Origin of the sequence: Bradyrhizobium sp. USDA 336 (genome assembly GCF_044908355.1) — a bacterium.
Taxonomy (GTDB): domain Bacteria; phylum Pseudomonadota; class Alphaproteobacteria; order Rhizobiales; family Xanthobacteraceae; genus Bradyrhizobium; species Bradyrhizobium yuanmingense.
This window is the reverse complement of record NZ_JBIYDC010000002.1, coordinates 3,227,318-3,241,379: the sequence shown is the minus strand read 5'-3', so window position 1 is coordinate 3,241,379 and position 14,062 is coordinate 3,227,318. Positions and strand designations below refer to the sequence as shown.

12 protein-coding genes are annotated in these 14,062 nt (G+C 65.8%); 8 read left to right on the top strand and 4 right to left on the bottom strand.

Annotation, left to right across the window (positions count from 1 at the left end; genetic code table 11):
* Positions 1 to 2,190, top strand: a complete 2,190-nt coding sequence (locus tag ABIA45_RS16050) for a cation-translocating P-type ATPase (RefSeq protein ID WP_404652776.1) — start codon at positions 1 to 3, stop codon at positions 2,188 to 2,190.
* Positions 2,190 to 2,357 carry a cbb3-type cytochrome oxidase assembly protein CcoS gene (ccoS, locus tag ABIA45_RS16045; RefSeq protein ID WP_404652774.1) on the top strand — a complete coding sequence of 56 codons (168 nt, stop codon included), beginning with the start codon at positions 2,190 to 2,192 and terminating at the stop codon, positions 2,355 to 2,357. The genes ABIA45_RS16050 and ccoS overlap by 1 nt, the downstream gene beginning before the upstream one ends.
* Here the strand turns inward: ccoS and ABIA45_RS16040 are convergent.
* Both ABIA45_RS16040 and ABIA45_RS16035 read right to left on the bottom strand, forming a co-directional pair.
* A complete protein-coding gene (locus tag ABIA45_RS16040; RefSeq protein WP_404652772.1) occupies positions 2,354 to 3,556 on the bottom strand; it encodes an MFS transporter in 1,203 nt (400 codons plus the stop codon). The genes ccoS and ABIA45_RS16040 overlap by 4 nt on opposite strands.
* A 107-nt stretch (positions 3,557 to 3,663) precedes the next feature.
* Positions 3,664 to 4,143, bottom strand: a complete 480-nt coding sequence (locus ABIA45_RS16035; protein WP_404652770.1) for a cupin domain-containing protein — start codon at positions 4,141 to 4,143, stop codon at positions 3,664 to 3,666.
* A gap of 272 nt (positions 4,144 to 4,415) precedes the next feature.
* On the opposite strand from ABIA45_RS16035, the gene ABIA45_RS16030 reads away from it, so the two are divergent.
* Positions 4,416 to 5,132, top strand: a complete 717-nt coding sequence (locus ABIA45_RS16030; RefSeq protein ID WP_404652768.1) for a peroxiredoxin-like family protein — start codon at positions 4,416 to 4,418, stop codon at positions 5,130 to 5,132.
* A gap of 9 nt (positions 5,133 to 5,141) precedes the next feature.
* Here the strand turns inward: ABIA45_RS16030 and ABIA45_RS16025 are convergent, their stop codons facing one another.
* On the bottom strand, positions 5,142 to 6,029 hold the full coding sequence (locus tag ABIA45_RS16025) for a LysR family transcriptional regulator (RefSeq protein ID WP_404652766.1): 888 nt from the start codon (positions 6,027 to 6,029) through the stop codon (positions 5,142 to 5,144).
* A 180-nt stretch (positions 6,030 to 6,209) separates the two neighbouring features.
* Here ABIA45_RS16025 and ABIA45_RS16020 point away from each other — a divergent pair, with 180 nt between their 5' ends.
* The 3 genes from ABIA45_RS16020 to ABIA45_RS16010 all read left to right on the top strand — a co-directional run bounded on the left by ABIA45_RS16020 (position 6,210) and on the right by ABIA45_RS16010 (position 9,280).
* Positions 6,210 to 7,034 carry a 3-hydroxybutyrate dehydrogenase gene (locus tag ABIA45_RS16020; RefSeq protein WP_404652764.1) on the top strand — a complete coding sequence of 275 codons (825 nt, stop codon included), beginning with the start codon at positions 6,210 to 6,212 and terminating at the stop codon, positions 7,032 to 7,034.
* 58 nt (positions 7,035 to 7,092) lie between these two features.
* The gene (locus tag ABIA45_RS16015) at positions 7,093 to 8,238 is read left to right on the top strand and encodes a DUF3734 domain-containing protein (RefSeq protein ID WP_404652763.1); all 1,146 of its coding nucleotides are present in this window, start codon (positions 7,093 to 7,095) and stop codon (positions 8,236 to 8,238) included.
* A gap of 91 nt (positions 8,239 to 8,329) precedes the next feature.
* Positions 8,330 to 9,280 (top strand): oxygenase MpaB family protein, encoded by a 951-nt coding sequence (locus tag ABIA45_RS16010; RefSeq protein ID WP_404652762.1) that lies wholly within the window; start codon positions 8,330 to 8,332, stop codon positions 9,278 to 9,280.
* Between the two features lie 306 nt (positions 9,281 to 9,586).
* Here the strand turns inward: ABIA45_RS16010 and glgA are convergent, their stop codons facing one another.
* Positions 9,587 to 11,002, bottom strand: coding sequence for a glycogen synthase GlgA (glgA, locus tag ABIA45_RS16005; protein WP_271545533.1), 1,416 nt, complete (start codon positions 11,000 to 11,002; stop codon positions 9,587 to 9,589).
* A 193-nt stretch (positions 11,003 to 11,195) separates the two neighbouring features.
* Here glgA and ABIA45_RS16000 point away from each other — a divergent pair, with 193 nt between their 5' ends.
* Positions 11,196 to 12,392 carry a CaiB/BaiF CoA-transferase family protein gene (locus ABIA45_RS16000; protein ID WP_271545531.1) on the top strand — a complete coding sequence of 399 codons (1,197 nt, stop codon included), beginning with the start codon at positions 11,196 to 11,198 and terminating at the stop codon, positions 12,390 to 12,392.
* Positions 12,393 to 12,523: 131 nt separating this feature from the next.
* Complete coding sequence (locus tag ABIA45_RS15995; protein WP_271545529.1) at positions 12,524 to 14,059, top strand: ABC transporter substrate-binding protein; 1,536 nt, start codon at positions 12,524 to 12,526, stop codon at positions 14,057 to 14,059.
* Positions 14,060 to 14,062: the final 3 nt, after the last annotated feature.

Sequence of the window (14,062 nt, the reverse complement as noted above, 5' to 3'; positions counted from 1 at the left end):
ATGCAGGTCACGCGCGATTTCTCTCACTATGTCCGCGATGCGGGCGAGGGCCTCCGGCACATCGATCTCGCCGTCGAGGGCGTCCACTGCGCCGGCTGCATGGCCAAGATCGAGCGCGGGCTCTCGGCCATCCCCGACGTCACGCTGGCCCGCGTCAACCTCACCGACCGCCGCGTTGCGCTGGAATGGAAGGCGGGCACGCTCGACCCCGGCCGCTTCATCGACCGCCTCGAGGAACTCGGCTACAAGGCCTATCCGTTCGAGACCGAGAGCGCGGAGGTGGCCGAGGTCGCCGAATCCCGCTTCCTGCTGCGCTGCCTCGGCGTTGCGGCCTTCGCCACCATGAACGTGATGATGCTGTCGATCCCGGTATGGTCGGGCAACGCCTCGGACATGCTGCCGGAGCAGCGCGATTTCTTCCACTGGCTGTCGGCGCTGATCGCGCTGCCGGCGGCAGCCTATGCCGGCCAGCCGTTCTTCCACTCGGCCTGGCGCGCGCTGTCGGCCAAGACCACCAACATGGACGTGCCGATCTCGATCGGCGTGATCCTGGCGCTCGGCATGTCCGTGGTCGAGACCATCCACCACGCCGAGCATGCCTATTTCGACGCGGCGATCATGCTGCTGACCTTCCTCCTGGTTGGCCGCTTCCTCGATCAGAACATGCGGCGGCGGACCCGCGCGGTCGCCGGCAATCTCGCCGCGCTGAAGGCTGAGACGGCGGCGAAGTTCATCGGCCCCGACGAGATTTCGCAGGTGCCGGTTGCGGCGATCCATCCCGGCGACATCGTGCTGCTCCGGCCGGGCGAGCGCTGCGCGGTCGACGGCACCGTGATCGAAGGGCGTTCCGAGATCGACCAGAGCCTGATCACCGGCGAGACGCTCTATGTCACGGCCGAGCAGGGCACGCCGGTTTATGCGGGATCGATGAACATCTCCGGCAGCTTGCGGGTGCGGGTCTCGGCCGCCTCTGAGGCGACGCTGCTCGCCGAGATCACGCAGCTGCTCGACAACGCGCTCCAGGCGCGCTCGCGCTACATGCGCCTCGCCGATAGGGCCTCGCGGCTCTATGCGCCGGTGGTGCATGCGACCGCACTCCTGACAATTCTCGGCTGGGTCATCGCCGGTGCGAGCTGGCACGATGCGATCGTGACCGGCGTCGCCGTGCTGATCATCACCTGTCCCTGTGCGCTCGGGCTTGCGATCCCGACGGTGCAGACGGTAGCCTCGGGCGCGATGTTCAAGGCCGGTGTTCTGCTCAATGCGGGCGATGCGATCGAGCGGCTGGCTGAAGCCGATCATGTGATCTTCGACAAGACCGGCACGCTGACGCTGCCCGAGCTCGAAGTCATGAATGCCGCCGACATCCCCGCCGATGTCTTCGAGCTCGCCGGCCGGCTCGCGCTGTCGAGCCATCACCCCGTGGCTGCCGCCGTCGCTCAAGCTGCCGTTGCGAAGTCTCCGATCCTCAGTGCGGTGGAGGAAGCCGGGCAGGGTGTCCGCGCGACCGTCGATGGCGTCGAGCTTCGCCTCGGCCGTCCCTCCTTCTGCGGCGCCGAGGGGCTGGTGGGCAGCGTCATGGTCGATCCCGAGGCCTCCATCGTCGCGTTCAGCAAGGGCAGCGACGGGTTCATCCTCTCGGTTCGCCAGGGCCTGCGGCCCGATGCCAAGGCGGTGATCGCGCCGCTGAAGGCGCGCAACATCGGCATCGAGATCCTATCAGGCGATCGCGAGCCTGCAGTGACGGCGGCGGCGCATGCGCTCGGCATTCCCGAATGGCGCGCCGGCGTCACCCCGGCCGACAAGATTGCGCGGATTGAGGAGCTGAAACGGCGCGGCGCGAAAGTGCTGATGGTCGGCGACGGCATGAACGATGCGCCCTCGCTCGCGGCGGCCCATGTCTCGATGTCGCCGATTTCGGCCGCGCATCTCAGCCAGGCCACCGCCGATCTCGTCTTCCTCGGCCGGCCATTGGCTCCGGTCGTCGCCGCCATCGACGGTTCGCGCAAGGCGCTGCATTTGATGCGGCAGAACCTCTGGCTTGCGATCGGGTACAATGTGCTCGCGGTGCCGGTTGCGATCAGCGGCGTCGTGACGCCCCTGATCGCCGCTGCCGCCATGAGCGGATCGTCGATCCTGGTGATGCTGAACTCGCTGCGCGCCCGCAGCGCCTCGCGGGAGATCGTGTAATGGAGATCCTGGTCATCCTGGTCCCGCTGGCCTTGATGCTCGGAGGTGCCGGTCTCGTCGCTTTCCTGTGGTCGCTCAGGAGCTGCCAGTACGACGATCTCGACGGCGCCGCCTGGCGCGCGATCGCCGATGACGAGCCGCCGCAGGAAGCGCCGGCCAAGCGCTAGCGTTTCAGGGCGAATGTAAGCAGGGCTGCGGCCGCGAGCGCCGCGCCCACGCCGAATATGCACGCCTGCCATCCGAAAGCGTCGAACAGGCGCCCGAGCACGGCGGTGCCGACCAGTCCGCCGCAGAAGTAACACGCAAGATAGCTCCCGCTGGCGATGCCGCGATTGTCGGCTGCGGCCTGTCCGACGAAACTCGTCGCGGCGGCCTGTGCGAAGAATGTGCCGACCCCGACCAGGACCATGCCGGCGAGCACTTCGCCCAGACGCGGCGACAGCATCAAGGGCAGGCCGAGTCCGGCGACAGCGAGCGCGCTCCAGATCGTGGGCCTTGTTCCCAGCCGTACAGTCACCTTGCCGGCGAGAAGCGTCGTGACGATAGAGGGCAGGAACACGAAATAGACGAGGCCGAGATCCATCATGCCGAGCGACAGCGGCGGCCGCACCAGCACGAAATTGACGTAGGTGAAGGTGCCGATGAAGGCGAACAGGATGCAGAAGCCGATGCCGAACGCGGCGCGCAGCTGCGGATTGCGCCAGTGCGCGATGGTGGCGGCAAGCGGCGACGCCGCCGGCATCGTCGCATGCATCGGCCGCACGCGTCGAATCGTGAAATAGACCAGCGCCGCGCCGGCCAGATTGAGCGCTGCGAACAGATAGAAATTCCAGGCGAGGCCGAACCCGTCGGCAATTGCGGCCGAGATCAGCCGGCCGACGAGGTTGCTCGCGACATTGCCGGTGATATAGGCGGCAAACGCGCCGCCGGCGTCCATGGCGCTGCATTGCTCGCCGAGATAGGCGAGGGTGAGCGCGAAGGCGGACGCCATGCACAGGCCCTGCGCGACCCGTAGGGCGGTAAAGACGGCAAGATTGGGCGCGACGGCAAGCAGGCTGGTGGGGACCGCAAGCAGGACGAGGCTCAGCAGGATGCCGGTTCGCCGTTCGATACGCGGACTCAAGAAACCGACCACGAGGCTGGCTGCGGCCATGCCGAAGGTGCTGGCATTGACGGCAAAACCCATTGCCGCGGGTGTGACGCCGTAGTGCCGTGTCAGCGAGGGCAGGATCGCCTGCGTGGCGAACAGATCGACGACGGTCAGGAAGGCGGTGAGGCCAATCACGAGCGAGCGAAGCGCGAGGCCAGGGGATTGCGCATCCATCGTGATCGCGGTCGGTTTGATCGACGCGGAAAGATCGGTCATGGCGTGCATTCCCTTCTGTCATTCCGGGCTGGTGCGCGATCACCAGACCCGGACTCTCGAGATTCCGGGTTCGCTTCGCGCCCCGGAATGACGGACATCAAAGGCCGTCACATATGATTATCGTTAGGATCCCTACGGACGTCGCCGACATAGAGAATGACGGTCTCCTTGCCGAGGTTCTTCCACCAGTGCGAGGTGCCGTGGACTTCGGGGCGGATGTCGCCGGCCTTGTGCACGATCGGGTCGACGCAGTTGGAGGCGTATTCGACGATCTCGCCCTGCTGCACGAAGATCAGGGCAGGACGGTCGTCATGGCTGTGCCAGGGCACGATGCCGCCGGGTGCGATGGTCAGCTTGCGGAAGCGCAGCTCGCGGCCCTCGATACGGGCGGGCTGCTTGCCGAGATCGATCGTGCCGAGCGTCACGTCGGTGACGCCGACCGGCTTGTAGTCGACCATCGGCTGCGCATTCGGCTTGGTCTTGCCGGCCGGACATTCGCCGGCGAGGACCGGCGTCGCAAACGTCAGGGCGCCGAGAACGGCGACGCCTGTCCACACCGCCCGCGGAAATGTGAGATGCCTGGACATGGAAGGTCTCCTCTGCTGGCCGCGACCCCTGATGGTCGCGGGTGTGGCAGGAGCTTCGTCGAGACGCTCTTCATCTTGAAATGCCGGCTTGCTTTCGATGCGATAGCCCGACGCTATGCCGATAGGCGGCAGCTATCGAACCGATTGGGCATCGGCATTTCCGCTTTCGCAGCATCCGGCGTCCGATGCCAGCACGCCCGATTGCGGTCGCCCCTTGCGGGCGGGCAAACCGGGAAACTAATATTCGCCCGCAAGGAAGCCGGAGCAGGAAGATGACGTCTCTCTCGCCAGCCGATGCCGAACAGCTCAGGCTCGCGTTCCAGCGCTGCCGCGACATGGACAGCACGCTGAACGAACAGCTTCGCGCCTATGCCGATGCCAGCCGCGAGGTCTTTCCGGCCTATGGCGAGGCGGTCGATCGCCTGGTCGCGCGATTGAGCGACAACGGCGGCGGCGAGACCGCGCCGCGGCCGGGCGATCCGATGCCGCCGTTCATGCTGCCCGACGAGGGTGTGCGTCTCGTGTCGCTGCCCTCGCTGCTGGAGGGCGGCCCCGTCGCGGTGATGTTCTTCCGCGGCCATTGGTGTCCCTATTGCCGGCTCAATGTCCGCGCCGTGGTCCAGGCGCTGGACCGCATCAAGGCGATGGGGGCGCAGGTCGTCGCGATCGTGCCGGAGACGCAGGAATATACCGGACAGCTCAAGGCTGAATCCGGTGCGCCGTTTCCGATCCTGACGGATCTCGACAACGGCTATGCGCTGTCGCTCAACCTCGCGATCTGGCTCGGCGCCGAGATTCAGCAATTGCTGTCCTATCAGGACATGGCGAAATTCCACGGCAATGACGGCTGGATGCTGCCGATCCCGGCCGTGTTCGTGGTCGGACGCGACGGCATTGTGAAAGCCCGCTTCGTCGATCCGGATTTCCGCAAGCGCATGGAGATCGACGATCTGATCGAAGCGCTGGAGCGTGCCAGTCGCGAGAATTGAGCGTCGGCGCTACCCCGCGATCTCGCGCCAGTCCGCGCCGCGCAGCATGCGCATCACGGCGTTGCCCACGGCGGTGCGTTGCCGGCCGGCGACCCCATAGAGATTGACGGTGCGGCGGGCGTCGAGCCCAGTGACAGAGGCGCGGGTCAGCCGCTCCGGCACGGGCGAGGTGTGCGGCACCATGGCGATGCCCATCTCGGCCTCGACCAGCTCTATCAAGTCGCGCTCGTTCGAGACCTCATGACCCTGTTCGATCTCGATGCCGTGCTCGCGCAGGCTCGCGGAGATGCGGCGCGCGTGCTCGCAGAAGGTTCGGCTCAGCAGCAGCTCCGATCGCAGATCGTCCATCTCGACCGAGCTGCGTCCGGCCAGCCGGTGCCCATCGCCGACGACGAGCTCAAAGCTCTCGGTGAACAGCGGCCAGACATCCAGCCGGTCCCAGGCCTCGTCGATCTCGGCCGCAATGCCGAGCTCGGCTTCGCCCTTCTTCAAGAAGTCGCCGACCTCCCGGCCCGAGCCGCGCAGGAAGCGGAATTCGAGCCGGTTGAACTGCCGCTTGATCTCGTTGAGATGCGGAATCAGCAAAGCGAGATCGATCGAATGCGTCAGCGCAATGCGGAGCGCACCGATCTCTCCGCTCCTGAACGAGGAGGCGAGCGAGCGCGCGCCGATGGCCGCGTCATAGCACTGCTTCAGCAGCGGATGCATGCGCTGGCCGAGCTCGGTCAATTGCGCGGCGGGCCGCTCGCGGCGGAACAGGTCGCCGCCAAGCTCGGCCTCGAGCTGCTTGATCGCGCGCGTCAGCGAGGGCTGCGTCACGTTGCATTCCTCGGCCGCGCGCGTGAAGTTCAAGAGCTGCGCCACCGCGAGGAAATAGCGGACCTGGTGCATTTCCATGGATCGGCTCCCAGCAAAAAATCGACCGGAATCTAGCCGATCAGGACGGGAAATGACATCCCGCCTGCGATAGCGCGGATGTATGGACTCGGAAGCCAACCGGCATTTCCCCAAGTCCAGGAGATCCCGCAGATTTCGCTCCAGCCTGGCGCGGTGTTGCGCCGAGAAGAGGTCTGGACCATGAATATCCCCATCAAGACGCAGACGTCCGCTTCGTCACGCGTGCTGGCCGGCAAGGTGGCGCTCGTCACCGGGTCGACCAGCGGCATCGGTCTCGGCATCGCACGGGCACTCGCTGCCTCTGGCGCCGACATCGCGCTCAACGGCCTTGGCGTCGCCAGCGAGATCGGCCGGACGCGCGAACAGATCGCCGCCGAGTTCGGCGTCAAGGCCAGCTATTCGCCGGCGGACATGACGAGGCCGAAATCGATCGCCGAGATGATCGCGGCGACGGTGGCCCAATCCGGCCGGCTGGACATCCTGGTCAACAACGCTGGCATCCAGCATGTCGCGCCGCTCGACCAGTTTCCGGTCGAGAAGTGGGACCAGATCCTCGCGATCAACCTGTCCTCGGCCTTCCACACCACGCGGCTCGCGTTGCCCGCAATGCGGCAGAACGGTTTCGGCCGGATCATCAACATTGCCTCCACGCACGGCCTGGTCGGTTCGCCGTTCAAGGCAGCCTATGTCACCGCCAAGCATGGCATCGTCGGCCTCACCAAGGTGACGGCGCTGGAGACGGCGGAGCAGGGCATCACCTGCAACGCGATCTGCCCTGGTTATGTCCATACGCCGCTGGTCGAGGCGCAGATCGACGGCCAGGCCAAGGCCCATGGCATCTCCCGCGATCAGGTGATCCGCGACGTGCTGCTGGCGCAACAGCCGAACAAGCGCTTTGTTACGGTCGAGGAGCTCGGCGCACTCGCGGTGTTCCTGTCGACGGATGTGGCGGCCTCGATCACCGGCGTTGCGCTGCCGGTCGACGGCGGTTGGACCGCGCATTGACATGGGCCGGCGCAGCAAGTCGAATGTTCCAACGGTGCAAGCTCACCAGGAGCGAGACATGGGCACGCAGGACAATTCTCAGCATAAGCAGCACGACCTGCCGGGTCAGGTCGTGCTCGTGCTTCAGGGCGGCGGCGCGCTCGGCTCGTACCAGGCCGGGGTCTACCAGGCCTTGCACGAAGCCGGCATCGAGCCGGACTGGATCATCGGCACGTCGATCGGCGCCATCAATGCGAGCCTCATCGCCGGCAACGCGCCCGAGCACCGCCTCGCGCGCTTGCGTGAGTTCTGGAAGCGGATGGAGCAGCAGCCGGTCTGGAACTGGCGCACCGCGTTTCCCGGCTTCAACGAGAAGCTGACCTATTGGTCGACCGTGACCCACGGCATTGCCGGTTTCTTCCGGCCCAATCCGCTGGCCCATGCCGGCGATTCCTATCCGCTGGGCGCCGATCACGCCGGCTATTATTCGACCGCGCCGCTGGAGAAGACGCTGAGCGAGCTCGTCGATTTTGATCTCGCCAACCGTTGCGCGCCGCGTCTGACGGTCGGTGCGGCTCATGTCGGCACCAGCGAAATGCGCTATTTCGACAGCCGCGACGGCGAGCTGACGGTGAAGCATGTGATGGCCTCGGGCGCGCTGCCGCCGGCTTTCCCCGCCGTGCGCATCGACGGCGAGCTCTATTGGGACGGCGGCATCCTGTCGAACACGCCGACCGAAGCCGTGTTCGACGACAATCCGCGCAGGAACTCGCTGATCTTCTCCGTGCATCTGTGGAATCCGGTCGGGCCGGAGCCGACCACGATGGCGGAGGTGCTGAACCGGCACAAGGACGTGCAATATTCCAGCCGCATCGCCAGCCAGATCGTGCGACAGCAGCAGGCCCATCGTCTGCGCCATGTCATCAATCAGCTCGCGGCGCGGCTGCCCGAGAGCGAGCGCAACGATCCCGCGGTGAGGGAACTGACGAGCTACGGCTGTCCAACCCGCATGCATGTGGTGCGGCTGCTGGCGCCGCAGCTCGAGCACGAGACCCATACCAAGGATATCGACTTCAGTCCGTCCGGGATCACGCGGCGCTGGCACGCCGGCTATGCGCACACGAAATCGGTGCTGGCGCGCAAGCCCTGGATCGGCGAATTCGATCCGCTCGCTGGCGTCGTGCTGCACGAGCATATGGACGAGATGCCGATGGCTGCGGAATGAGGGTCCTGTTCGTCATTGCTTTGCACGACGACGATTTCGCAGGCGCGCGGTCCGGAGTATGGTCGCCGTATCTTCGTCGCGAGGCTTGCAATTGGTCGCTGAGAAAGATCTGGAGGAGTCGCTCGTTACGCTGCGTGTCAACGCGGCGGGATCGGTCGCGGGCGTGTTCGGTCCGGCCTCACTGACCTGGCAGATCGACCGGGAGGCCGTGCTCTTTCTCGGCGCCGGCCGTGCGCTGCTGCTGCAACTGGCCCATCCCTGGGTGGCGGCGGCGATCGCCGAGCATTCGCGCACCCTTGCCGATCCGATCGGCCGCTTCCATCGCACCTTCGACATCGTCTTTACGATGGTGTTCGGCTCGCTGGACCGGGCGCTGCTGTCATCCCGGCAGCTGCATCGGCGTCACAGCATGATCGTCGGCGAGATGCCCGAGACCGTGGGGCCGTTCGCGGCCGGTTCGCGCTACTGCGCCAACGACATCCCCGCGCTACGCTGGGTCCACGCCACGCTGGTCGAGACCGCGCTCATGGCACATGATCTGGTGCTGCCGCCACTCTCGGCGGAGGAGCGCGATCGCTATTGGAGCGAGGCCAGGCTGTACGGCGCCCTCTTCGGATTGAAGGGGGATGATTTGCCGGCGGACTGGTCCGGCTTCGTCGCCTACACCAAGGCAATGGCGCAGTCGGAGACGCTAACCGTTGGCCCTGCGGCGCGCGAGATCGCCGCGCAGATATTCAGCGGCGCGCGCCCGTGGCTGCGGCCGCCGCGCTGGTATTGCGCGCTCACCGCGAGCATGCTGCCCGAGCGCTTGCGCGCGGGCTTCGGCTTTGAGCTCGACGAGCGCGGGATCCGATCTGCCGACAACGCGCTGCGATGGATCAGGCTCGTCTATCCGAAATTGCCTGGCCGGCTGCGCTATGTCGGTCCCTACCAGGAAGCGCAGGCGCGGCTGCGGGGCGAAGCGCAGCCTGATTGGATGACGCGGTGTCTTAATCGCGCCTGGATCGGCCGTCCGCAGATGGATGTGCGCGGGAAGGGGTGACGGCCGATCGCTCGTGTCCCGGACAAGCCGCAACGCATGAGCGTTGCGGCGCAGAGCCGGGACCCAGAGGCCACGAACTCCTGTGCAGCGTGGGCCCCGGCTCAGCAGCGCACCACGTCGCAAGGGCGACGCGCTGCGCTGCGTCCGGGGCACGAGAGCGGAGTGGGGCGCGCGAGTTTCTCCGCATCGTCATTGCGAGCGCAGCGAAGCAATCCAGACTGTCACCGCTGAGGGATTCTGGATTGCTTCGTCGCTTCGCTCCTCGCAATGACGGAGAATGAGTACGCTCCTCGGGGCGCCTCATCCTCACACCGATGCCAGCTTGCGGTACAGCGCGCTGTAGCTGCCGGCCGAGACGCTCCAGGAGAACGAGCGCCCCATGGCGCTGCGGCGCATGGTGTCGAGCTGGTCGTGGGCCATGAAGGCCGAGAAGGCGCGCCGCACGCCGCCGAGGAAGGACTCGCGCGAGGGCTTCGAGAACAGGAATCCGGTCTCGCCGTCGCTGATGGTCTCGGCGAGGCCGCCGGTCTGGTGACCGATCGGCAGCGAGCCGAAGCGCTGCGCGTACATCTGGCTGAGCCCGCACGGCTCGAACCGCGACGGCATCAGGGTGAAGTCGCTGCCGGCAAAGATGCGCCGCGCCTGGGCGTCGTTGAAGCCGATCGCAACCCCGATCGCGTCGGGGCGGCGGCGGTGCGCGTCGATCAAGGCCTGCTCGAGCGCCGGCTCGCCGGAGCCGGTGACCACGATCTGCCCGCCGGCGTCGACGATCTCGTCCGCCGCTGACAGAACGAGGTCGATGCCCTTCTGGTGCACGAGGCGCGCGACGATGCCGAACATCGGTCCGCGCGAGACCGCCAGCCCGAACTGCTTGCGGACGTAATCCGCATTGGCCTTCTTGCCGACCCAGTCGCCGGCACCGAATTGCTGGGCGAGCTGGGCGCAGGAGCGCGGGTCCCAGCTCTCGTCGATGCCGTTGAGGATGCCGGTGAGCTCGGCGGCGTCCGAGCGCAGGCGGAGCAGGCCCTCCAGGCCACAGCCGAATTCGGCCGTGGTGATCTCCCGCGCATAGGTGCCGCTCACCGTGGTGAGGTGGGAGGCGTAGACGAGGCCCGCCTTGAGGAAGGAGACCTGGTCGTAGAACTCGACGCCGTCGATGTGGAAGGAGCTCTCCGGTGCGCCGATCCGCCGCAGCGAGTCCTTCGGGAAGAGGCCCTGATAGGCGAGGTTATGGATGGTCAGGATGGATGGGAGCTTGGCGCCCTGCCAGGCCAGGTAGGCCGGCACGAGCGAGGCCTGCCAGTCGTTGGCATGGATCAGGTCTGCTGCCCAATTCTTGTCCAGCTTGCCCATGGCGAGCTCAGCCGCGGCCGAGGCGAAGCGCGCGAAGCGGATGTCGTTGTCGGGCCAATCGCGCCCGAGCTCGTCGCCATAGGGGTTGCCGGGCCGGTCGTAGAGCTGCGAGCACAACAGCACATAGACCGGCAGCCCGTCCTTGGTCGCGGCACGGCCAAGCGAGCAGGCCGGCATCTCCGCGAATGCCGGACAGCGGCCAACGATCTGGATATGGGTGAGTTGCTCGATGATGTCGCGATAGCCGGGCAGCATGATCCGGATATCGGCGAAGGAGCGAAGTGCGCGGGGAAGGGCGGCGGAAACGGCGCCCAGTCCGCCGACGCGAACGAAGTCGTCCATCTCAGTGGTGACGAACAAGACCCTCAAGAACAGCCGCCCTTTTCCGATCCCGCTCGCTGCTATGCAAGAACGGGTCCAGTTGTGCTGGAATTCCAAAGCCCGCCCACGCGGCACGTCTGTTCGGTAAACACTTTCCTACTCAGCCGCCGCCCTCTAGGGTCGCCGCATCAACAACAAAGAACTTCGATGGTTCCCACGAGATCCGAGGGCGCAGGCAGGCATGCAGCTAGCAGATAAGCATGAGGGGACGACGACAAAGGCCTTCGCGGGCCTGCGGGTGCTGGATTTTTCGACCACGATCGCCGGGCCCCATTGCACACGGATGCTCGCCGACATGGGCGCCGAGGTCATCAAGATCGAGACCGACGGCGGCGAGACGATGCGGACCCGGCCGCCGCTGCGCAACGGCTGCAGCACCGCGTTCGGCCAGCTCAATGTCGGCAAGAAGAGCGTGGTCCTCGACCTCAAGTCCGAGGACGGCAAGGAGGCGGTGCGCCGGCTGGCCGCGACGTCAGACATCCTGGTCGAGAACTTTCGTCCCGGCGTGATGCGCCGCCTTCGGCTCGACTACGACAGCCTGCGCCAGGTCAACCCGAGGCTGATCTACTGCTCGATCTCGGGCTATGGCCAGACCGGCCCTTCGGCCGAGCTGCCGGCCTACGCCCCGGTGATCCACGCGGCCTCGGGCTATGACATGGCCCATCTCGCCTACCAGCCGGGCCGCAACCGTCCCGACTATTGCGGTATCTACCACGCCGACGTCGTCACCGGGACCTATGGTTTTGGCGCGATCGCGTCGGCGCTCTATCAACGCAGCGTGACGGGCGCCGGCCAGCACATCGACGTCTCCATGCTGGAAACCATGCTGTCGCTGACGCTGACCGAGCTGCAGAGCTCGCAATTCGCGGTGCCGCCGCCGCCGCGCCCCATGTTCGGGCCGACCGAGACGGCAAGCGGCTACGTCATGATCACGATCGCCAGCGAGAAGACGTTCCAGGCCCTGATGGGGGTGATCGGCCGCCCGGACTGGGTTTCCGATCCACGCTTCGCCACCTATGCCGCGCGCCGCGAGAACTGGGCCGAGCTGATGGACGGCGTCGAAATCTGGTCGCGGCAGCTTTCGACCGAGGCGTGCCTGCGCGCACTCGGGGCTGCCGGCGTGCCGGCCTCGGCCTATCGCAGCGTGTCCGAGGCCTTGGCTGATCCGCAGCTTGCGCATCGCCGTGCGCTCTCAGAGGTGCGGGACGAGGGCGGCTCATTCCAGGTGCTCAACCTGCCGTTCCGGATGTCGGGCGCTGACACGGCGCCGGCCAAGACCGTGTCCGTGCTCGGCGAGCACACCGCCGCCTTGCGCCAGGAGATCGGGCTTGCCGACGGCTCGGCAATTCCGCCAGGCAAAACGGCCGCGACATCCTGAGTCTTATCGCCGCCACATGCGGCGTTTGAACTCTCGTTCGTTCCCCTTGCCGAGGCGAGCATTTGTCGCCAAGCTCGCCTCCGAGTCATTCAACGATCCGAAACATCGGACGACGGATCCCGGGAGGAACCATGACGAACGCGGCGGCCTTGGCACGCAGGCGCGTGCCTATTTTCCTCGTTGCGGCATTTGCACTGGCAACGCCGGTACAGGCGCAGAAATCGGGCGGCAGCATCACCGTCGGCCAGGAGCTGGATATTCCGGGCTTCGATCCACTCAAGGTCGGTGTCTACGACACGTCGACCAATACGGCTGCGGCCGCGATCTTCGACACGCTCACAACGCTGAATGACAAGGGCGAGCCCGCGCCGAAGCTCGCGGTGTCCTGGACCCATTCCGAGGATTACAAGACCTGGACCTTCAAGCTCCGCGAAGGCGTGACATTTCATGACGGCACGCCATTCAACGCGCAGGCCATGAAGGAGAACTTCGACCGGCAGAAGAATCCCGCCAACAAGTGTCGCTGCGCCTTTTACATCACCAACGTGAAAGAGGTGCTGGCCCCCGACGACTACACCCTCATCTACAATCTTACCGACCCTTCGATCAACTGGCCGGCGGTTATTACCATTCAGAGTTCCAACAACGTCATCCACTCTCCAACCGCCTGGAAGACCAAGGGTGACGATTACAATCGCAACCCCGTCGGCACCGGCCCCTACATCCTGAAATCATGGACCGCTGGCGACCGCATGGTGCTGGAGAAGAACCCGAACTATTGGGACAAAGGCCGTCCCTATCTCGACCGCATCGTCCTGAAGCCGCTACCCGACGCGCAGTCGCGCTTCGCCTCCCTGCAATCGGGCGAGGCCGACATCATCTGGGACGACGAGAACGACGCCGACAACATCACGAAGGCGCAGAAGGACCCCAAGCTCACCGTTCACACCTACAAGGGCTCGGGCGCTGCGGTCTATGCCTTCAACACCAAGGTGGCGCCGTTCGACGACGTGCGGGTGCGCCAGGCGCTGGTGATGGCGATCGACCGTCCCAAGATGTCGCAGGCGATCAGCAACGGCCTGAGCCGGCCGGCGAGCAATCCTTACGGCGACGGCTCCTGGGTCAAGTGCAAGGACGACGGGGCGCTGCCGTTCGACGTCGAGAAGGCCAAGGCGCTGATCAAGGATTATGGCAAGCCGGTCGAGTTCAAGATGCTGGTGACGGCAACGCCGCGCGGCCGCATCATCGGCCAGGTGCTGCAGCAGTTCTGGAAGCGCGTCGGCGCCAACATGGAGATCGAGCAGGTCGACCAGGCCACGATTCCGACGCGAGCCTTCACGCGGCAATTCCAGCTTACGCCGTGGCGCATCGTCGATCTCGCCGATCCCGATCCGCAGATGTACGCGAATTTCCGCAGCGGCAGTCCGCTGTCGCTCTCCGGATATTCGAACCCCGAGCTCGACAGGCTGCTGGATCATGCACGCGTGACCGCAGATATGGGCCAACGCAGCGAGGATTACTGCGCCATCAGCCGCCTGATCAACAAGGAGGCGATCTGGTTCTGGACCTTCCAGAACACCTATTACGCGCTGTCGAGTGCCAAGCTGAAAGGCTTTCCGAAGATGTACAACGGCGTGATGGACGTCTCCAGAACCTGGCTGGAATGATGG